This is a genomic window from Streptomyces sp. NPDC026589 (assembly GCF_040638385.1).
GTDB lineage: Bacteria > Actinomycetota > Actinomycetes > Streptomycetales > Streptomycetaceae > Streptomyces.
In genome coordinates this window covers 1-19,180 of the sequence record NZ_JBEZYG010000024.1, presented here as the reverse complement: position 1 = coordinate 19,180, position 19,180 = coordinate 1, and the positions used below count along the sequence as shown (strand labels likewise).

Below are 19,180 nucleotides of genomic sequence, written 5' to 3'. Positions count from 1 at the left end.
CGTCTCACCCTTGGATATATCAGCCAACTCCCCCAGATCTCTTCATGAATTCAAGGTTGCATCCCCGCGAAGCCTTGCAATACATGCCGAGCAGTCGGGCGTGAGGACGTACGGTAATCGCAGCACTGTCCGCTTTGCGCTGATTCAAAATTTTCCCGTGCCCCGTGGAGGCGCCCTCAGCCGGGCCAGACGATCGCCTGTGTCTCGCTGTAGGCGTGCAGCGCGTACGAGCCCACGTCCCGCCCCACCCCGCTCTTCTTGAACCCGCCGAACGGGGCCTCCATGTTCCGCCCGACCGTGTTGACGCCGACCCCGCCCGCGCGCAGCCGGCGGGCGATCCGGAAGGCGCGGGCCACGTCCCCGGACCACACGTAGTCGATGAGGCCGTAGTCACTGTCGTTGGCCAGGGCGACGGCCTCCTCCTCGTCGTCGAAGGGGACGACCACCACGACCGGCCCGAAGATCTCCTCGCGGACCACCCGCATGTCCGGGGTGCAGTCGGCCAGCAGCGTGGGCGCCACGTAGAAGCCCCGGTCCAGGTGGCCGGGCCGGACGCCGCCCGTGACGACCCGCGCGCCCTCCTTCCGGCCCAGCTCCACGTACGCCTCGACCCGGTCGCGGTGGGCCGCGGAGATGACCGGGCCCACGACGGTGGCCCGGTCGCGGGGGTCGCCGACGGTGAGCCGGTTCGCGTACGCGGTGAGCGCGGCGATCAGCTCGTCCTGCCGGGACCGGTGGACCAGGACGCGGGTCGGAGCCGTACAGATCTGTCCGCTGTAGAACGAGAACGTCGTGCCGATGCCCGCGACGGCCACGTCCACGTCGGCGTCGTCGAGGACGAGCGCCGCCCCCTTGCCGCCCAGCTCCATCAGCTGCCGCTTCATCCCGCGCCCGCACACCTCCGCGATGCGCTGCCCCACGGCGGTGGACCCGGTGAAGCTGACCATGTCGACCTCCGGGGCGTCGACCGCGGCCTCCCCGGCCTCCGCGCCCGACCCGGTGACGACGTTCACGACGCCCGGCGGAACACCCGCCTCCGCGAGGGCGGCGGCCATCCGGTAGACGGAGAGCGGGTCCTGCGGGGCGGGCTTCACCACGACCGTGTTGCCCATCGCGAGCGCGGGCGCGATCTTGCCCGCCGGGTTGGCCCAGGGGTTGTTGTACGAGGTGACGCACGTGACCACGCCGACCGGCTGGCGGACGGCCAGCGCCCCGAAGACCCCGGCCCGCCCCATCGGCCCGGCCTCGTTGATCTGGGGTGCGACGGCCTCCTCGACGGGCTCCAGGGCCCCTCGCGCGTACCGCCGGAAGCGGGCGATGCCCACCCCCACCTGCATCCCCCGGGCGGTGGAGGCGGTGGCGCCGCTCTCCGCCCGCGCGACCTCGGCGTGGGCGGCGAAGTCCCGCTGGACGAGGTCGGCGGCCCGGTCGAGGATCGCGGCACGCTCCTCGGGCCGGGTCCGCGACCAGGGCCCGAAGGCATCGCGCGCCGCCGCGGCGGCCTCGTACACCTGGGCGCGGCTCGCCTCGGGCGCGAGGCCGACGACCTGCTCGGTGGACGGGTCGATGACCTCGTAGTGCCCGGCGGCGGGCTCGGTCCACTCCCCGCCGATGAAGAGCTTGCCGGGGCCGCTGCCGCTCACGCCGTACTCACCGTCCGGGTGTCGCGGCCCGAGCGCAGCACCGTCCCCGGCACCGCCCCCGTCACCTTGTCGTCGCGCAGGGTCTCGACCCCGTTGACGCGTACGGAGACGATCCCGATGGCCTTGGAGTCCAGGCGCGGGCTGTCCCCGGGCAGGTCGTGGACGAGGGTGGCGGGCCCGGCGTCGATCCGCTCGGGGTCGAAGAGGACGAGGTCGGCGTGGAAGCCCTCCTCGATCCGCCCGCGCTCACGCAGCCCGAAGAGCCGCGCCGGGTCGTCGGTGAGCATCTTGACGGCGGCGGTGAGCGGGACGAGCTTGCGCCCCCGCAGACAGTCGCCGAGGAAGCGCGTGGTGTACGGGGCCCCGCACATCCGGTCCAGGTGCGCGCCCGCGTCGGAGCCGCCGAGCAGGACGTCCTCGTGCTCCCAGGTCCGCTGCCGCAGCGCCCAGGAGTCCGGGTCGTTGTCGGTGGGCATCGGCCACAGAACCGTACGCAGGTCGTCGGCGGCGCAGATCTCGACCAGGCAGTGGAAGGCGTCCTGACCGCGCTCGGCGGCGATGTCGTTGACGACGCGCCCGCTGAGCCCCTCGTTCGCGGCGCTGTAGGTGTCCCCGATGACGTACCGGCCGAAGTTGGCGAGCCGGCGGAAGACCCCGGCCTCCTTGCTGTCGGCGCGGCGCAGCATCTCGGCGCGGGTACCGGCGTCCCGGAGGCGTTCGATGCGCTCGGGAACGGGGAGGGCGAGGATCTCGCCCCAGCCGGGGATGAGGTTGAGGGCGCAGAAGGTGCCGAGCGACATGTTCATCGGGGTGAGGATCGGCATGGTGAGGGCGACGATCCGCCCGCCGGCGCGGCGGGCACGTTCGCTGGGGACCAGCTGGCGCGGTACGCGTTCGGGGACGGCGGCGTCGATGGTGAGGACGTTCCAGTTGAGCGGGCGCCCGGCGGCGGCGGTCATGTCGACGAAGAGGTCGATCTCCTCGTCGGAGAACTGGTCCAGGCAGCCGGCGACGATCGCCTCCAGCTGCGTCCCCTCGTGCTCGCCGACCGCTCGGGACAGGGCGAGCAGCTCCTCGGGCCGGGCGTGCCGGGAGGCGACGGGCTCGCCGTCGCCGTCGGAGTGGGTGGAGGACTGGGTGGTGGAGAGCCCCCAGGCTCCCGCGTCCATCGCGTCGTGGAACAGGGCGAGCATGGCGTCCAGCTGCGCGGGCGTGGGCTGCCCGCCGACCGCGTCCGCGCCCATGACGTGCCGGCGCAGGGCGCAGTGCCCGACCATGAACCCGGCGTTGACGGCGATGCGCCCTTCGAGGGCGTCGAGGTACTCGCGGAAGGTGGACCAGCTCCAGTCGACGCCTTCCTCCAGCGCGGCGAGCGCCATGCCTTCGACCCTCGACATCATCCGCCGGGTGTAGTCGGCGTCCTCGGGCCGGTCGGGGTGGAGCGGGGCGAGGGTGAACCCGCAGTTGCCACCCGCGACGGTGGTGACGCCGTGGTTCATGGAGGGGGTGGCGTAGGGGTCCCAGAAGAGCTGGGCGTCGTAGTGGGTGTGCGGGTCGACGAAGCCGGGGGCGAGGACGAGCCCGTCGGCGTCCTCGCTGGTGACGGCCTCTTCGGTGATCGTCCCCGGCTCGGCGACGACGGCGATCCGGCCGCCCCGGATACCGACGTCGGCGGTGTACGCGGGCCCGCCGGTGCCGTCCACGACGGTCGCACGGCGGATGAGGTGGTCGAGCATGACGGTTCCCTTCTCGGGGTTCCTTCTCCGGCCCGGGTGCGTGGGACAGCCGGGGTGCGCACGCTTTCGGCCGCGGTACGCACCCCGGCTCATCAGGGCGACGGTCCGGGAAGACGCCGCCCGGCTTGTCGGCGGGGGCCCCGCCCCCACACCCCCGCTCCTCAATCGCCGGAGAGGCTTGGTCGTCCGGCTCCTGGCCGGTCAAGCCCGGGGCAGGCGAAACCCAGCCCCGCCGGCGTTTGAGGCGAGTCTTTCCAGCCCCTCCGGCGCTTGAGGAGCGGGGTTCGGGGCGGAGCCCCGACGTGGGCCTCAATCCGTGGCGGCCCGGAACCGCGAGGTCCGATGCACCGGATCCGTATCGATCCGCGGAATCACGTGCTCCCCGATCAACCGGATCGTGTTCATCGTGTCCTCGGGACTGATCCCGATCGGCAGCCCGAAGCTCAACTGGTCCGCCCCCGCCCGATCCCACCGCCGGCACTGCTTCAGCACCTCGTCAGGGTCCCCGCAGATCATCAGCTCCTCCGCGATGAGCAGCTCGACGATCTCCTCGGTGTACTCCGGCAGCAGCTGCGGCCACTCCGGAATCCCCTCCGGCCGGGGGAACGTGTCGTGGTAGCGGAACAGCAGCGACTGGAGGTAGTTGAGCCCACCGCCGACCGCGATCTCCACGGCCTTGGCGTGCGTCTCGGCGCAGATCGCGGTGGAGGTCACCATCACGTTGTCGTTGACGAACGCGCCCACCGGCTCGGCGTCCTTGACCGCGTTCTTGTAGGACTCGACGACCCACTCCATGTCGGAGACCTTCTGCACGCTGAAGCCCAGCACGCCGAGCCCCTTCTTGCCCGCCATGGCGTACGAGGAGGGCGACCCGGCCGCGTACCACATGGCCGGGTGGGACTTCCCGTACGGCTTCGGCAGGATCTTGCGCGGCGGCAGGGACCAGTGCTTGCCCTGGAAGCCGACGTACTCGTCCTGGAGCCACATCTTGGGGAACTCGGCGATCGTCTCCTCCCACAGCTCCTTCGTGTGGTTCATGTCGGTGATGCCCGGCATGAACCCGAGGATCTCGTGGCTGCCCGCACCCCGCCCGGTGCCGAACTCGAAGCGTCCCTCCGAGAGATGGTCGAGCATCGCGACCTTCTCGGCGACCTTCACCGGATGGTTGACGGGGGCGAGCGGGTTGAAGATGCCGGAGCCGAGGTGGATGCGCTCGGTGGCGTGTGCGAGATAGCCGAGGTACACGTCGTTGGCCGAGAGGTGCGAGTACTCCTCCAGGAAGTGGTGCTCGGAGGCCCAGGCGTACTTGAAGCCGGACTTGTCCGCCTGGATGACGTACTCGGTCTCCTCGATCAGCGCCTTGTGCTCTGCCTCGGGGTCCACCTTGGCACGCGCGGCGGGCACGTACCCCTGAACAAAGAGCCCGAATTCCACGGAGGTTCACCGTCCTCAAGTTTTCCGACAGCTTTTCTGACGCACCGTCAGATTGTGATGCGACCGACTGTTCCACCGCCACCGCGACCCGTCAATAGCTGACGCTTCGTCAGAACGGGCTGACCCCCGCCAGCCACCCCCCGTCCACGACGAACGGCTGCCCGGTGACGTACGAGGAGTCCGGACCGGTCAGGAACAGGACCAGCGCGGCGACCTCCTCGGGCCGGCCGATCCGCCCCATCGGCACGAGCTTGCGGTAGTACGCGTCCAGGGCCGCGCTCGACGCCGGCAGGTCGGCGTCCGCGTCCAGCAGCGCCGGGTTGCTCATCGCGGTGTCGACGGCCCCCGGGCAGACGGCGTTGACCCGGATGCCCTTGCCCGCCAGCTCCATGGCGGCGACCTTGGTCAGCCCCAGCACCGCGTGCTTGGTCGCGGCGTACGCGCCGACCAGGGGCATGCCGGTCAGACCGGTGTACGAGGACGTGTTGACGATCGTCCCGCCGCCCGCGGCCTCGATCTCGGGTGCGACGGCGCGTATCCCGAGGAACGCGCCCGTCATATTGACCCGCACCACCTGCTCGAACTCGGACAGCGGGGTGTTGACCAGCTCGTTGAAGCGCAGGATGCCCGCGTTGTTGACGAGCCCGTCGATCTTCCCGAAGGCGTCCTTGGCCGCGGCCACGCCTGCGGCCCAGTCCTCCTCGCTCCCGACGTCCAGTTTCACGAACCGGGCGACGCCCTCACCGAACTCCTCCCCCAACTCCTTTGACAACGCCTCCCCTTGCTCGACCAGCACATCGGCGACGACGACCCGCGCGCCCTCGGCCGCGAAGAGCCGTGCCTCCTGCTCGCCCTGCCCGCGCGCCGCCCCGGTGACCAGGACGACCCGCCCGTCCAGCTTGCCCATGTCCGTCTCCTTCACGTACCGAGGTGAGGGGCCACGTCCGCACCGAACGCCGCCATCTGATCGGTCAGTTCGTCCACGCTCCGGCTCCGGAAGCGCACCTGGATCTGGTGCACGCCGATCGCCGCGTACTCCCGCAGCGACTCCGCGAGAACCTCCGGCTCCCCTGTGAGCGTCCGCCGCCCCACGGACCACCCGGGCTCACCCACGTACAGCGGCTCGGTGATCGCACCGACGACGATCGGCGCCTCGACCCCCGCCTCCTCCCGCAGGGAGTGCACCCGGGCGATCTGCGCGGGCAGCCGGTCCCGGGCATCACCCTGCGGCAGCCACCCGTCCCCGCGCACGGCGGCCCGGCGGGTGGCGGCCGGCGAGGAGCCGCCCACCCAGATCGGCACCCGTTCCTGAACCGGCCGGGGCAGCTGCCCGAGCCCACTGAACGAGAACCGCTCCCCCGCGAACTCCGGGTACTCCTCGGGCCCGAGCGCGGCCCGCAGCGCGTCGATCGACTCGTCCAGCAGGCCCCCGCGCCCGTCGAAGTCCGCCCCGACCGCCTCGAACTCCTCCCGTACGTGCCCGGCCCCGACCCCGAGGATGAGCCGGCCGCCGCTGAGGTGGTCGAGGGTGGCGTACTGCTTGGCGGTGACGAGCGGGTGGCGCAGCCCGACGACGGCGACATGGCTCATGAGCAGCACGCGCCCGGTGACCCCGGCGAGAAAGGCGAGCGTGGCGACGGGGTCGTACCAGACGGCGCTCATGCCGTCCGCCAGCCGCCGCGGGATGGCGACGTGATCGCAGCCGGCGATGTAGGCGAAACCACCGTGATCGGCGGCGCGGGCCACGCGGACGAGATCGGCGGGGGTCGCCGCCGCCTCCCAGGGTTCCGCGTAGATGACGCTCTGCGACTGGACCGGCAGCTGCATCCCGTACGGCAGCGGCCCGCCGGGCAGTATCGGCACGGCGGCCTCCTTCCCCTCCGGCCCGGAAGGAACCCGCCCCGGGCGACGGCCGCCATAGTCATACCTGACGGTTCATCAGACAAGAGGTGGGGGTGCATCGGGGCGCGTCGGAGGCGGGTGCCGATGAGTTTCACGGCCGCCGGCGGTCAGGAATGTTAGGCAGGACAGACAGACCGGCCTGCGGCGGCCCGGTAGACACATGGCACCGGCACGCGGCACGCACGATCGACAGAGCAAGGAGAACGACCATGACGGCTTCCACCGACGACAGCAGCGGCACCACCGACAGCACCGGCACCGGCACCGGCACAGGCACCGGGGGCATCACAGGCCTCGGCGTCATCATCGGCAGCACCGACTCCGCCGCCCTGATCGCCTGGTACCGCGCCGCACTGGAACCCCTGGGCGCCCGCTGGGCGGAGCACTTCCTGATCGTCGGCCCCGGGGCGATCATCGGGTTCGACGAACGGGACGACGTGGCGGACAAGGCCGCCGAACCGGGCCGACAGCTGATCAACCTCACCGTGCGCGACATCCGGGCGGCCGAGAAGCACCTCAACACGCTCGGGGTGACCTGGGTGCGGCCGGTCGAGGACACCGGGGGCGGCTGGTACTTCTCCACGATCGTGGACCCGGTGGGCAACTACCTCCAGCTCCTCCAGGGCCCGGGAACACCCTGAATCCCTCCTTCCGCACGGCACGGGCGGTTACGTTGTCGAGACCATCCGAACAAGGGGATTCCAGGAACATGCCGAACATGCCGAGCGCACCGAACACGCCATCGACGACGACCTTCCGCATCGGCGGAGACCTGACCGTGGAGCGGCTGGGATTCGGTGCGATGCGCCTGACCACCAAACAGCCAGAGGACCGCAAGGCGGCCATCGCCGTGGCCCGCCGGGCCGTCGAGCTGGGGATCACCCTGATCGACACGGCCCACCTGTACGGGTTCGGGGCCAACGAGGAGCTGCTGGCGGAGGCGCTCCATCCCTACCCGGACGACCTCCTGATCACGACGAAGGTCGGCGTCGTCCACTCCGCCGAGGGGGACGGCTGGGCCGCGGACGGCCGCCCGGAGTCCCTGCGCACGCAGGTGGACCATGCCCTGCGCCGGCTCCGCGTCGACCGGATCGAGCTGCTCCAGCTCCACCGCATCGACCCGGAGACCCCGCTCGCCGACCAGCTCGGCGCCCTGCGGGACCTGCGCGATGCGGGCAAGGTGGGCCGGATCGGCCTCTCCGAGGTAACGGCCGCCGAGCTGGCGGAGGCCAGGGAGATCGTCGACATCGCGAGCGTGCAGAACGGCTACAACCTGACCGAGCGCGAACACGAGCCGGTCCTGGCGGCGTGCGAGGCGGCGGACATCGCCTTCCTGCCGTGGCGCCCGGTGGCCTGGGGCAAGGCGGGCGACCACGCGGAGGTGGCAGCGGTGGCCGCCGAACTGGGCGTCACGGCCACCCAGGTCTGCCTTGCCTGGCTGCTGGACCACTCCCCGGTGATACTCCCGATCCCGGGCACGACCAGCATCGCCCACCTGGAGGAGAACACGGCGGCGAAGGACATCGTGCTCACGCCGGAGCTGCGGGCGCGGCTGGACAAGGTCGGAGAGGGTACGTAACCACAACCGCCAGAAGCGCGAGACGATCAACACCGCGCTGCGCGAGGTCGTCCAGCGCCACCGCCGTCTGCGCGCCCTGCACGAGCCGCAGGACATCGTTCAGGAGGGCGGACTGGACATGGACGTTCTCCTCGACAAGCGCCGGTATCGAGGGGGCCCCGCGGCGTGAGCGTCGCCGACAACCTCGTCGACACATCGGCGCTCGCCCGCACCTCCCGCGCCAGAGCTCCGAGAGCGTCTGGCCCTGTACACCTGGTGCCCCATGCCTGACGGGGTGTTCCGGCGCGCCCGGACCGCGGTATCGGGTGGGCATCCGCCGCCTCTGGCAGCGGGTGCCCACCCGGTCATTTCTGCATGAAACCAGGCCAGGACAGTCCGCGTTGACATGCGCGAGCGACCTCCAGCAGCTCGATCTGCCCGCCTCGGCTTGCCCACCTCAACTCAATCGTGCGAAGATTCCCGCACAATTATTGTGCGACTATTTTCGAACAATTGAGGGTGGCTCATGTCCCCGCGGATCTACCATCACCCAGACACTGGAGAGATCGCGATCCCGCGCGTGCTCTTCGCCCTCAGCGAGCCGCTGCGGCTGAACATGGTGCGGATGCTCGCCGAGCAGGGCGAGACCGACAGCATCGACCTCGGCCCCGACCTGCCGCGCTCGACCCTGACCCACCACACGAGCCTGTTGCGCGAGTCCGGCGTGGTCTCCGTGCGCGCCGAGGGCCGCAAGTGCATGATCCGGCTGCGCGAGGATGACCTGGAAGCACGCTTTCCGGGCCTGCTCGGCACAGTGCTCACCGGCTACGAGAACGCCGACGACGACTGCGGGGAGGCCGACGCGTGATCCGCAAGGTGTGGCCCCTGACCGTCGCCGCCGTCTCGCTGGGGATCGACGCGTACGTGCTCGCGGGCGTCCTTCCCCGGATCGCCGACTCGCTGACGAGCACGGTTTCGATGATCGGCCTGGGCGTCACGACGTTTACCGCCGCCTACGCGATCGCCGGACCGCTGCTGTCGGGAAGGCTTACCCGCGGCAGCACGGCACGGGCTCTGCTCATCGCGCTCGGGCTGTTCAACCTCGGCAACCTCCTCACCACGGTCGCGCCGGGCATCGAGGTCTTCCTCGCCTCGCGCGTGGTGGCCGGCGTGGGCGCGGGCATCCTCACAGCCGTCGCGACCGCCACTGCCGCTGCGATGGTCGCCGACCACGAACGGGGCCGCGCCATGTCCCTGGTGACCTTCGGGCTCTCCACCGGGACGGTCGCGGGCGTGCCGGTCGGGATGATCATCGGCCGGAGTGCCGGGTGGCGCTGGACCATGGCCCTGGTCGTGCTCATCGGCGTGGTCAGCATGGCGGCGCTGGCCTTCCGCGCGAAGACGCTCCCACGTCTCGACGCAGCGGCGGGCGGGTCCGCGTTCACGGTGCTGAGATCGAGCCGGACCAGCGTCGGCATCGTGGCCGCCTTCCTCCTGGGCGTCGCGAGCCTGGGCCTTTACACCTACCTGCTGCCCATGGCCGAGGACCGAGGCCTCGGGAGCCTGGGCTTCGCCCTGGTCTGGGCCTGGGGCATCGGCGGCGTCACCGGCTCCGCGCTGATCGGCAAGCCGCTCGACCGCTACGGCCCCAAGACGCTGCTGGTCGCTCTTCCCGCCCTGCTGGCGCTGAGCTTCGCCGCGGCGTGGCTTTCCTCTTCGCCGATCGTGTGGCTGATCTCGGCTGCGGTCTGGGGCGCGGCCGGCTGGGCGAGCGTCCCGACGCTGCAGCAGACCCTCACCGCGCAACGGCCCGCGCGGGCTATGCCCATCATCGCGTTCCAGATGGCCGCGATGTACCTGGGCTCCGCCGTCGGGGCCGCCCTTGGCGGCGCGTTGCTCACCGCGGGCACCGGCCCGGCCGACCTCGCGGCCTGGGCGCTCGCTCCTGCTGTTCTTGCCGTGGCGCTCACCAGCTGGATCGCGACCCGCACTCCGGCACGTCAGGCATCGGAACCGGCACGGACAGCCGCCTGCGAGAGCGCAACATGACCGAGGTCTCGAACAGCTCCACTGCACGGCTGTTCCGTGCCCGTAGGGGACGCGAAGCTCCGCTGGGACCGGAGCTCGGACGAGACCGAGCAGACGGCCCTCCTCGAAGTCCCCGAACCGCTGAGACTTCTCGTGAACATCCATGGGCCTCAAGATCTGCAAGTGCTGCCCGAACCAGCGGCCGTGCCGCTCGTGACCGGCGATGGCCCCAAGGGATCCCACCTCGCCCCGGACGCGCCCCGCGCCATCCAGCGGTGGAACGGGTACGCCTGGGGGCCGCACGGGCCTGCGGCCAACCTCGCCGAGGCCCAGCGGCTCCTGCACCCGCGTGCAGCAGAACCGCCGACCGTGACAGCCCCACGGCCCCAGCCACTGAGGGCCGGCCGGGGCAGGCACCGTGAGCCCCGGCCGGGGGAATGATCCGGGGGTGTCCCGGCCCGCTGCCCTCTTTAGAGAGCCCTGTTCTGCACGGCGGCGACGAAGGCCTGCCACTGGGCGGGGGTGAAAGTGTGCGCGCCGAGGGCGCGGTCCTTCGTGTCGCGGACTGCGTGGCGACCGGAGGCCAAAACGGCGTGTTCGACGCAGCCGTTGTTCGACCCGCTGTACGTGCTCTTGTGCCAGCGTGCACGTTCAAGCTCGGTCTCCGAAACTCGGGGAGCCGATTCCTCGATCATGATCTGGTGTCCTCGATGAGGTCGCGAATGTACTGCCGGGATGCGGTGGGCGACAGAGCGGCAGCGGTCAATTCGTCCCACGCCTTGATGTACGCCTGCACATCGGGCCGCTGCTCCAGCAACGTACCACCGGTGATGTGCTCCAACCACACCACTTCCACCGGCGGATCGGCCTGCAGCCCGAAGACGGTGAACGGGGCGTACTGCTCCATCGGCAGGGCGGAATTCAGCGGCAACACCTGGATGCTGACATTCGACGACGAACCAGCTTCCAGCAGGTGGGCCAGCTGCCCGGCAATCAGGTCCGGCCCACCGCCGATGCGGTGCAGTGCGGGGGCGTCGATCACGGCTCGGAGCCTGAAGCCGAGCCTGTCGCCGAGCAACTCCTTGCGTTTCATGCGGGTCTCGGCGAGGGACTCCACCTGGTCGGCCGGTGATGCGACCTCGTACAGGTGGCGCATGTACGCCTCGGTCTGGAGCAACCCCGGAATGACCATCGGTTCGAACGTGCGGACCGCTTGCGAGTCCGCCTCCAGCATCAGGTAGTCCTTCAGGACGTCGTGGAGGAAGGGCCCCTGCCCGCTCCACCAGTCGACCTTGTGAATCTCCTTCGCCAGCCGCTTCAGGCTGGCTCGCTGCCGCCCATCCTCCACTCCGTAGAGATTGAGGAGGGTCGTCAGGTCGAGCGGGCGGATGCCTCGCTTGCCGTTCTCGATCTGGCTGATCTTCGGCTGCCCGCACTCCAGGGCCTCTGCCGCGTCCTGGACCTTGAGACCGGCGTTCAGTCGGAGCTGTCGCAGTTCACCGCCGAGTCGGCGGCTCCGCATCGTGGGCATGTCGCTCTGAGCCATGGCGTCATCTTGGAGGCCAAGCTCCCGCAGGCACAACACACTTCGGAAATTTGCACCCTCCCGAATGAAGTCACGGAGGAATACTTGCCTAAGCGATGCTTCACGCGACACCATCCTCTCCATTACCGAAAGCACCCGACCGATCACGAACTGTCGATCAACGGGGCGCATCACTCACTTCGTTCTGGAGGAACCGATGGTCGTCACCCCCGCCACCGAACCCGACCCGCCCGACTACCGCCAGGAACTCGTCGCCCGCCCCGAGACGCTCGCGATCATGCGGCGCATCGTCAGCGCGCACCTCGACCTCTGGGACCTGCGCGACCTGAGCGACGCCGCCACGCTCTGCGCCCACGAGCTGCTGACCAACGTCATGCGGCACACCGGATCACCGCTCTGCACCATCACCCTGCGGCGCAGGCCGGACGGCGTCCGGGTCACCGTCAGCGACTCCGACACCCAGCCGCCTGAGCGTCGCGAACCCGAGTGGAGCGAGGAGAGCGGGCGCGGCGTCCTCCTGATCGCCGCGCTCGCGGCGCAGTGCGGCACGGTGATGCGGCGGGACGGCAAGGACGTCTGGGCCGACATCCGCGCCACACCCCCGGCCCACGCCGCGTGACGCCCTCCCCTCCTACCGTCCGAGAAGCACTCAGGAGCCACGGATGAACGACACGTACACGCCCACGCCGCCCTCTCCCGTAGCCGAGCTGCGCGCCGCGCTCCGCGAGGCCGGGCTGAACGTGGGGGCCGCCGAGGAGCACGAAGCGGAAGCGCCGGGCCGCGTACGCATCGGCACCCTCGATCCCGCCGACGCACGGCAGTTGGCCCGCCTGATCCGCACCGGAACCAAGCGCACCCTCAAAGCCGCCCGTTCCCTGCGGGAGATCTGCGAGGCGCACCGGATCGGCCTCCCCGGGCTGCGGGTCCGGCAGGGGCGCATCACCCTCGGTACCATCCACGTCGACGACGCGGCACGGCTGGCCCGGCTGCTGGGCGCGGTGCGGCCGACGATGGAACGGCCGGACCACGACACCGTACGGGCGATGCTGGGCCAGGCCTTCCCGGAGGCCACAGGCGGGGGCGCCCTCCCTGTCTCCGTACGGGAGGATGCCCCTGACACCTTGGAGCTCGGCGCGATCGACGCCCGGACCGCGCGACGCCTCATCAGCGCGCTGCGGTTCTGAAGAGCGGCCGTCCACTCAACAGTTCGGGATCACCGCCCCGTTGTTGTCGCGGGCCTCGTCGTTGCCCCAGCGGGATAGGTAATACGCGGAGACGTACGCGTTGCGGCCGTTCTTGCCCGCGTACACCGTGTCCAGGTCGGTGCGCAGCCACCAGTGGTTGAACTGGGTGGCCGTGCCGACCCGCGCTCCCCACACCTTGCAGTAAACGTAGTTCGTGCCGGCGTTCAGGACACCCTGGGCGTCGGCCGTGTTCGCGGCGGCGTAGCCGGTGGCGTTGGCGAAGGTGTCGACCCAGTACTTTCCGCCTCCGCCGCCACCGCAACCGTTGTCACTGGTCAGGTACTTGTTGTAGTACGAGCCGGGATACGGAGCGAGCGACTGGCCGTTGATCACGATGTTCTGGCCGACGCCGTTGTACAGCTGCTCGTAGTGGATGTGGGCGCCGGAGCTGTTCCCGGTGGAGCCGGTGGTGCCGATCTGCCGGCCCTGGGCGACCTGGGCCCCGTTGGCGACGGAGAACGCGGCGAGGTGGAAGTAGTACGTCTTCCAGCCGCCGCCGTGCTCGATCGCGATGTAGTTGCCCGCACCGCTCGGCTGGGAGTAGCGGTAGGCGGTTCCGGCCGCCGAGGCGAGGACCGGGGAGCCGGCGGTGGCCCCGCCGTCCGAGCGGACGAAGTCGAGAGCCTGTCTGACCTCGGCGGAGTGATGGCTGTACGTCCATTGCTGGCCGCAGCCGTAAGGGGCCTTGAAGTTGGGGGCGGCCGCGGCCGGGCCGGCGGTGGCGGTGACCGTGAGCAGGCCTCCGAGGAGCGCCAGCAGGGCAAGCAGACTGGTACGGGTCGAGCGCATGGGCGGGGAAACCTCCGGGTCGACAACCGGGCAGTGGGGTGCGAGGTGCGGAGCTCGGGGCGCGAAGTGCCTGTCTGTCTACGCGAGTTGATCGGAGACCAGGGTGCCGCAACTTCCGGCGGAGGGACAGACCTCGCGGGTACTTCCGGAGCTCCCGGGGGCTGCTCTCACGCGCCGCCCCGGCCCTTCCTGGTACCGTCGATGACATGTCTGCAGCTTCGTGCGCGGCCGCTTGCGCCGCAGTGACCAAGGCCCTCCGCTAGCGGCGGGGCGTCTGCTCACACATCTTCCAGGGCGTCCAGCCGCTTCGTGATCGATCCCGGCGGCCTCTTCGTGCTGCTCGGAGCCACTTCTGAGCTACGGAGCACCTGATGTTCTCAGGCATCCTCTCTTCACGCGGGTCCTCACGCGGGCACGGCCCGTCCCCGTCCCCCGTGCGCGCATGGCTGGTGCTGTGCGCGATGTCCATGTTGCAGTTCTTCATCGCGGTCGACGTGACCGTGGTCAACATCGCCCTGCCCTCGATCGGCGCCGACTTCGGCGTCGACGGGCACTCCCTCACCTGGGTCGTGGTCGGCTACACGGTCACCGGTGGCGGGATGCTGATGCTCGGCGGCCGGCTGGGCGACCTGCTCGGGCGCCGGCGCGTGCTGGTGCTGGGCACCGGCCTGTTCGGCGTCGCGTCGCTGCTGGCGGGCCTGGCCCCCACGTTCGGCCTGCTGGTGGTCATGCGCCTGTTGCAGGGCGCCGGGGAGGCCGTCGCGCTGCCCGCCGCGATGGCCACCATCATCCTGATGTTCCCCGAGGGGCCGCGCCGGTCGCGGGCCCTGAGCGTGTGGGCGGCGGTGGCCAGCTGCGGGCTCGTGCTCGGGTTCGTGTTGTCCGGCGTCATCACCGCTCACCTGGGGTGGCGGTGGATCTTCCTGATCTCGGTCCCGTTCATCCTGGTCGTCCTGCTGGCGGCCGTCTTCCTGGTCGACGGCGACCGACCGGTGGCCGAGGACCGGCGGGCGCTGGACCTTCCCGGCGCGCTGCTGCTGACCGCCTGCCCGCTGCTGTTCACGTTCGGCGTGGTCGAGGCCGGTGAGCCCGGAACGTCCCCGTGGGTGGTCCCGGCGGCGCTGGCCGGGGCGGTGGCGGCCGGGATCGGGTTCGTTCGGGTCGAGGCGCGCTCGCGCAACCCGCTGGTGCCGCTGCGCTTCTTCGCCCACCGCACCCGGGTCGCGGCCAACCTGGCCACGATGCTGCTGAGCGGGGCCCTGTCGACGTCGTTCCTGTTGTTCACGTTCTATCTTCAGGACCGGCTGGGCGTGGGTCCGCTGGGCGCGGGGCTGACGATGCTGCCCCTGGCGGTCTCGCTGATCGTGTTCTCCATGCTGGTGCCCCGTCTGCTGGCCCACTGGGGCGCTCGCGCGTGCGTGCTCGCCGGCATGGGGTTCACGGCGGCGGCGATGGCCGCGATCGCGCTCGTCTCGGTCTCCTCCGCGGGCGGGGCGGCACTGGTCCCGGCCATGCTGCTGATCTCGGCCGGCATGGGGTTCGGCATCGTCGGGCTCCAGTACGTGGCGGTCACCGGCGTCACCGAGGACGACGCCGGAATCGCCTCGGGCGTGCAGCGCGCCGCCGACCAGCTGGGCGGCGCGGCCGGGGTGGCGGTCTGCGTCGGCGTCGGCTTCGCGCCCACCTTGCACTCCTTCGACCCGTTCGTGGTGGCGACGCTGCTCGCGGGCGTGGGGCTCGTGACGGGTGCGGTCGTGGCCTGGCGCATGCCCGCGCCCCTGCCCGCTCCGGCGGCCGGGGCTGACCTGCGGGAGCAGGCCGGGTGAGCTGAACCCTGCCTGGTCGCGCCGTCCCGGCTGTCGGGGCGGCGCGGCCCCGCGGGGTGGGGCCGGGCCGAGCTGGGCGGCAGGACGCGAAGGTCCGTCTTGCGCGCCGCCGGGCTCGCTCCCGCTGCACCCGGCGGACTTCACCCGGCCGAGTGGAGTCGGCCGCCCGCAGGGGTGGTACGGCCTCGCCGTGCACCGCTCTCGTGATGGTGTGCCGAACCATGAGCGCATGTCACGGAACAATTTGCGTTCGCTGGCCCGCCGTGTGGTTCCCACGCTGCTGGTCGCCCAAGTCGTCTTCCTTCCCCTTCAGTCCGCCTCTGCCGCCACGCTCACCGCGCACCCGTGCGCGTCGTCCGCCGGGTGCGGTTCCGTCATCGTCGCGCCCGTCTCGCAGGCGCCCCCGGATCACGGTGACTGCACCAGTCCGGAACCGGTCGTATGCCTGATCCGGAGCGAGACGCCGCAGGAGCGCGAGGTCGCCCGCGATCAGCGGATGCGCTATCACGACCTTCTTGAGGACATGGAGCGCACGGAGTGCGCCATGCGCGCCGAGGGGCGCTCGGAGGAGGACATCGCCCGCGCCCTGGTCCAGATGCGCAATGACGCCAAGGACGTCGTCCGCGCCGGCATGACCCCTGAGCAGGTCGCGGAGCTGGAGGCGCGCAACCAGAAGAAGTACGGGAACCCGCTCGGCCCGACGGCGGACCAGCTCTACCTGAAGTACGGCTCCTGGGAGAAGGTCTCCGACGCAGCCACACGTTCGAGCGCGGCCGTGGACCGGGAGCTCGGCCTGCAATTCCGCCACTGCTCCTGTGACGTCCTCCGGGCGGCCTGACTACCCTCGCCGAAGCCATGCACGGGTGTACCCCGAACGAAAAGGCCAGCTAGGAACGTTCCTAGCTGGCCTTTGACATCCACTCCTGACATCAACGGCTGCGATCCCTCACGGCCAGGGCGACTCTTGAGTGGCCGGTCCATGTGGCTGATCGGGGCTCCCGTCCCGACCGCTTCCCCAGGGAGAGCCGAGCGTTCGTGGGTCGGGGCGGCCGGGATGAAGAGCTGAGGTGGGTGTTGGCCGATCTCTACGAACCTCACCTCATGCAGGTCGCGCGAGCACATGCGAGCCTCATGAGTGTCAATACAGCCTCATGTGGGTTGCGAGACCTGCATGAGGCTACCCTTGGCCACCACACAAACCAGGAGGTGGGTCAGTGACAGAGAACGAGCTGCATGACTTGCTAGCGAAGCTTCGCCGCTTCGGCGGGGATCACTTCACTTGCGAGGTCAAGCGCTCGCAGGGTGGCCTGCCGACCTCTATGTGGGAAACCGTGAGCGCTTTTGCGAACGCGCAAGGCGGGCTAATCATCCTTGGCGTAGACGAAAAATCCAACTTCACTGTTGTCGGCGTGAATGAGCCCTCAAAGATCGAGGCACATCTCGCTGCAGTATGCAGCGAGATGGAGCCGCCGGTACGCGCCGAGATGGCCACCGTAGAGATTGACGGCCACCACGTGATCCTCTGCCAGATCCCTCCTACGCCGAGAGACCAGCGCCCATGCCACAAAAAGGATCGAGGCCCTTGGGCGGGATCCCGGCTCCGCGTAAGCGATGGCGACCGCAAGCTAACGGATTATGAGGTATCCGTCCTCCTCTCAAACCGCAGTGAGCAACGGCAGGACCTACGCCCAATTACAGAAGCCACACTAGCCGACCTCAACGAAGAAACAGTTCGTGGATTTTTGCGTCGTGTACGGGAAACGAAATCTCAGATCTTCACCAGGATCAGCGACGAAGAAGCATTGCGAATGCTCAATGTCCTTGTTAAGCATGAGGACACGTTGGTTCCATCCCTGGCCGGGCTTCTTGCGTTCGGGCTCTACCCTCAGCAATTCGAGCCCCAGCTCGATATCACCTTCGTCGCCTACCCAACGCCTGAGGCCGGCGTTCTAGGGCCATCAGGTGAACGCTTTACGGAGAACCGTTCGATCGACGGACCCATCCCACAGATGGTGAGCGAATGCATTCGCATTCTCAAACGCAACATGAAACGCCGAAGTATCGTTTCCGGACTATACCGCACAGACGAGTGGGAGTATCCGGAAGAAGTCTTGCGCGAAGCCTTGGTAAATGCGCTGGTGCACAGAGACTACTCCGAGTTCTCCCGGGGCATGCAAGTGCAGGTAGAGATGTACCCGGATAGGCTTATGATCCGGAATCCAGGTGGACTCTACGGCCCCGTGGAGGTAAACAGCCTGGGCACGGAAACTGTTTCCTCCTCACGCAACAAATCGCTGCTGAAGATCCTGGAAGATACCCCCTACAGCGACAACAGGATGGTCTGCGAAAATCGAGGTAGCGGAATTGCTCGGATTCGCATTTCGCTGACTGAGGCAGGCATGGAGCCTCCTCGATTCATCGACGATATCTCCTTCTTCATGGCAGAATTTCCTAACCACACTTTGATCGATGATGACGCACTCGCCTGGCTGGGGAGTCTGGGCGCAGGCCCACTATCCAGACCTCAGATGACTGCGCTTGTAATGATGCGCAACGGCCAAACGATAACGAACAGCTCATACAGAGCCGCGACCGGAGTCCACGACAGCAGGGCTGCCAGCCGAGATCTAAAGGATCTCGTCGACAGGGGGATCGCTGAGCAGTTCGGCAATCGGGGCTCTGCTTTTTACGCGCTCGGGGCCGGGCACCACCCAGACCCCGAGGAAGATTTGTTTGGCAGCCTAGCCGAAGGAACAGTGGTCCTGGCTGCGCCCGCAGAGGCTAAGGAGATCGAGGCGGAGCCAGCCGACCACGCCCGCCGTCCGAATTTGACCGATCTCCAGAGAGCGGTCCTCGCATCCCTCTCCGAGGGAGATCTACAAAGGCACGAGATCGAATCGAAGACGGGCTTCGATGCCGTCCAAGTACGGGGGGCACTGCAAGCTCTTCGCGAGAAGAATCTTGTGGTGTTGGTAGGTAAGCCTCGGGCGCGTAATGCACGCTGGCAGGCGCGGCGAGTATGACCACGCCCACGCGCAGCAGTGCACAAGCACAGACTCTTACGTCCGGGCGTAAGAGCAGTCGAGACCGGGCGGGCGGTTATGCAATACTGGCGCGGCTCTGCACTGAGCCCAGCACTGCTGGGTTCGGGACTGTGTGCACTCGTAGCACTTGGCTGCCGTCGCATTGCTCGCTCCGACTGTGACGAAAGGTCTCAGGCTACGCGCGAGAGGGGGATGGCTATGGTGACTTCCCTGAAGGTTGCTGGTCGCCAAGTGATTGCTGGTTCCTATGAAGGCGTCGTTGGCGGAATGTTCTTCGCCTTGATGACGGGTGCAACAGTGCCGGGCTGAGTGCAGCGCCCTGCGGGAGAATGTTGTCGGCCGCCGGTGGCTGGCGGCGGCCAGGAACAGTGCGCCGAGGGTGTTGCTCGCGGCGGTGGACCAGAAGTCGGAGCCCGACGACTCGTCCACG

Annotated in this window: 18 protein-coding genes and 1 pseudogene; 11 read left to right on the top strand and 8 right to left on the bottom strand. The window is 69.2% G+C overall.

What is annotated here, in order from left to right:
• Positions 1 to 176: 176 nt before the first annotated feature.
• The 5 genes from AB0F29_RS32140 to AB0F29_RS32120 all read right to left on the bottom strand — a co-directional run bounded on the left by AB0F29_RS32140 (position 177) and on the right by AB0F29_RS32120 (position 6,676).
• Positions 177 to 1,643: an aldehyde dehydrogenase family protein gene (locus AB0F29_RS32140; protein WP_361879545.1), complete on the bottom strand. Its 1,467-nt coding sequence runs from the start codon at positions 1,641 to 1,643 to the stop codon at positions 177 to 179.
• A complete protein-coding gene (locus AB0F29_RS32135; RefSeq protein ID WP_361879542.1) occupies positions 1,640 to 3,379 on the bottom strand; it encodes a D-aminoacylase in 1,740 nt (579 codons plus the stop codon). Before AB0F29_RS32135 ends, AB0F29_RS32140 begins: the two co-directional genes overlap by 4 nt.
• 309 nt (positions 3,380 to 3,688) lie before the next feature.
• Positions 3,689 to 4,813: an LLM class flavin-dependent oxidoreductase gene (locus AB0F29_RS32130; protein ID WP_361879539.1), complete on the bottom strand. Its 1,125-nt coding sequence runs from the start codon at positions 4,811 to 4,813 to the stop codon at positions 3,689 to 3,691.
• Positions 4,814 to 4,922: 109 nt separating this feature from the next.
• The gene (locus AB0F29_RS32125; protein WP_361879536.1) at positions 4,923 to 5,720 is read right to left on the bottom strand and encodes an SDR family NAD(P)-dependent oxidoreductase; all 798 of its coding nucleotides are present in this window, start codon (positions 5,718 to 5,720) and stop codon (positions 4,923 to 4,925) included.
• 11 nt (positions 5,721 to 5,731) lie between these two features.
• Positions 5,732 to 6,676, bottom strand: coding sequence for a TIGR03619 family F420-dependent LLM class oxidoreductase (locus AB0F29_RS32120; protein ID WP_361879533.1), 945 nt, complete (start codon positions 6,674 to 6,676; stop codon positions 5,732 to 5,734).
• A 248-nt stretch (positions 6,677 to 6,924) separates the two neighbouring features.
• Between AB0F29_RS32120 and AB0F29_RS32115 the strand changes: the two genes are divergently transcribed.
• The 6 genes and pseudogenes from AB0F29_RS32115 (at position 6,925) to AB0F29_RS32090 (ending at position 10,742) form a co-directional block, all read left to right on the top strand.
• Positions 6,925 to 7,356, top strand: coding sequence for a VOC family protein (locus AB0F29_RS32115; protein ID WP_361879530.1), 432 nt, complete (start codon positions 6,925 to 6,927; stop codon positions 7,354 to 7,356).
• A 77-nt stretch (positions 7,357 to 7,433) separates the two neighbouring features.
• Positions 7,434 to 8,294 (top strand): aldo/keto reductase, encoded by an 861-nt coding sequence (locus tag AB0F29_RS32110; protein ID WP_361879527.1) that lies wholly within the window; start codon positions 7,434 to 7,436, stop codon positions 8,292 to 8,294.
• Positions 8,295 to 8,307: 13 nt separating this feature from the next.
• Positions 8,308 to 8,463: pseudogene (locus AB0F29_RS32105) on the top strand (type II toxin-antitoxin system VapB family antitoxin); the annotation flags it as partial.
• Between the two features lie 390 nt (positions 8,464 to 8,853).
• A complete protein-coding gene (locus AB0F29_RS32100; RefSeq protein ID WP_361879524.1) occupies positions 8,854 to 9,141 on the top strand; it encodes a hypothetical protein in 288 nt (95 codons plus the stop codon).
• Positions 9,138 to 10,322, top strand: coding sequence for an MFS transporter (locus tag AB0F29_RS32095; RefSeq protein ID WP_361879521.1), 1,185 nt, complete (start codon positions 9,138 to 9,140; stop codon positions 10,320 to 10,322). The genes AB0F29_RS32100 and AB0F29_RS32095 overlap by 4 nt, the downstream gene beginning before the upstream one ends.
• 36 nt (positions 10,323 to 10,358) lie before the next feature.
• Positions 10,359 to 10,742, top strand: a complete 384-nt coding sequence (locus AB0F29_RS32090; RefSeq protein ID WP_361879518.1) for a DUF6087 family protein — start codon at positions 10,359 to 10,361, stop codon at positions 10,740 to 10,742.
• A 29-nt stretch (positions 10,743 to 10,771) separates the two neighbouring features.
• Here AB0F29_RS32090 and AB0F29_RS32085 read toward each other — a convergent pair whose 3' ends face one another.
• Positions 10,772 to 10,996, bottom strand: coding sequence for a DUF397 domain-containing protein (locus tag AB0F29_RS32085; RefSeq protein WP_361879515.1), 225 nt, complete (start codon positions 10,994 to 10,996; stop codon positions 10,772 to 10,774).
• On the bottom strand, positions 10,993 to 11,847 hold the full coding sequence (locus AB0F29_RS32080) for a helix-turn-helix transcriptional regulator (protein ID WP_361879512.1): 855 nt from the start codon (positions 11,845 to 11,847) through the stop codon (positions 10,993 to 10,995). The genes AB0F29_RS32085 and AB0F29_RS32080 overlap by 4 nt, the downstream gene beginning before the upstream one ends.
• A gap of 196 nt (positions 11,848 to 12,043) precedes the next feature.
• Between AB0F29_RS32080 and AB0F29_RS32075 the strand changes: the two genes are divergently transcribed.
• Positions 12,044 to 12,466 carry an ATP-binding protein gene (locus AB0F29_RS32075; protein WP_361879509.1) on the top strand — a complete coding sequence of 141 codons (423 nt, stop codon included), beginning with the start codon at positions 12,044 to 12,046 and terminating at the stop codon, positions 12,464 to 12,466.
• A gap of 43 nt (positions 12,467 to 12,509) precedes the next feature.
• The gene (locus AB0F29_RS32070) at positions 12,510 to 13,031 is read left to right on the top strand and encodes a hypothetical protein (protein ID WP_361879506.1); all 522 of its coding nucleotides are present in this window, start codon (positions 12,510 to 12,512) and stop codon (positions 13,029 to 13,031) included.
• Positions 13,032 to 13,046: 15 nt separating this feature from the next.
• Here the strand turns inward: AB0F29_RS32070 and AB0F29_RS32065 are convergent, their stop codons facing one another.
• A complete protein-coding gene (locus AB0F29_RS32065; RefSeq protein WP_361879503.1) occupies positions 13,047 to 13,880 on the bottom strand; it encodes a M23 family metallopeptidase in 834 nt (277 codons plus the stop codon).
• 461 nt (positions 13,881 to 14,341) lie between these two features.
• Here AB0F29_RS32065 and AB0F29_RS32060 point away from each other — a divergent pair, with 461 nt between their 5' ends.
• From AB0F29_RS32060 to AB0F29_RS32050, 3 genes are all read left to right on the top strand, one after another.
• Positions 14,342 to 15,706, top strand: coding sequence for an MFS transporter (locus tag AB0F29_RS32060; RefSeq protein WP_361879500.1), 1,365 nt, complete (start codon positions 14,342 to 14,344; stop codon positions 15,704 to 15,706).
• A gap of 229 nt (positions 15,707 to 15,935) precedes the next feature.
• Positions 15,936 to 16,544 carry a hypothetical protein gene (locus AB0F29_RS32055; protein ID WP_361879497.1) on the top strand — a complete coding sequence of 203 codons (609 nt, stop codon included), beginning with the start codon at positions 15,936 to 15,938 and terminating at the stop codon, positions 16,542 to 16,544.
• Positions 16,545 to 16,920: 376 nt separating this feature from the next.
• Positions 16,921 to 18,729, top strand: a complete 1,809-nt coding sequence (locus tag AB0F29_RS32050) for an ATP-binding protein (protein ID WP_361879495.1) — start codon at positions 16,921 to 16,923, stop codon at positions 18,727 to 18,729.
• Positions 18,730 to 19,180: the final 451 nt, after the last annotated feature.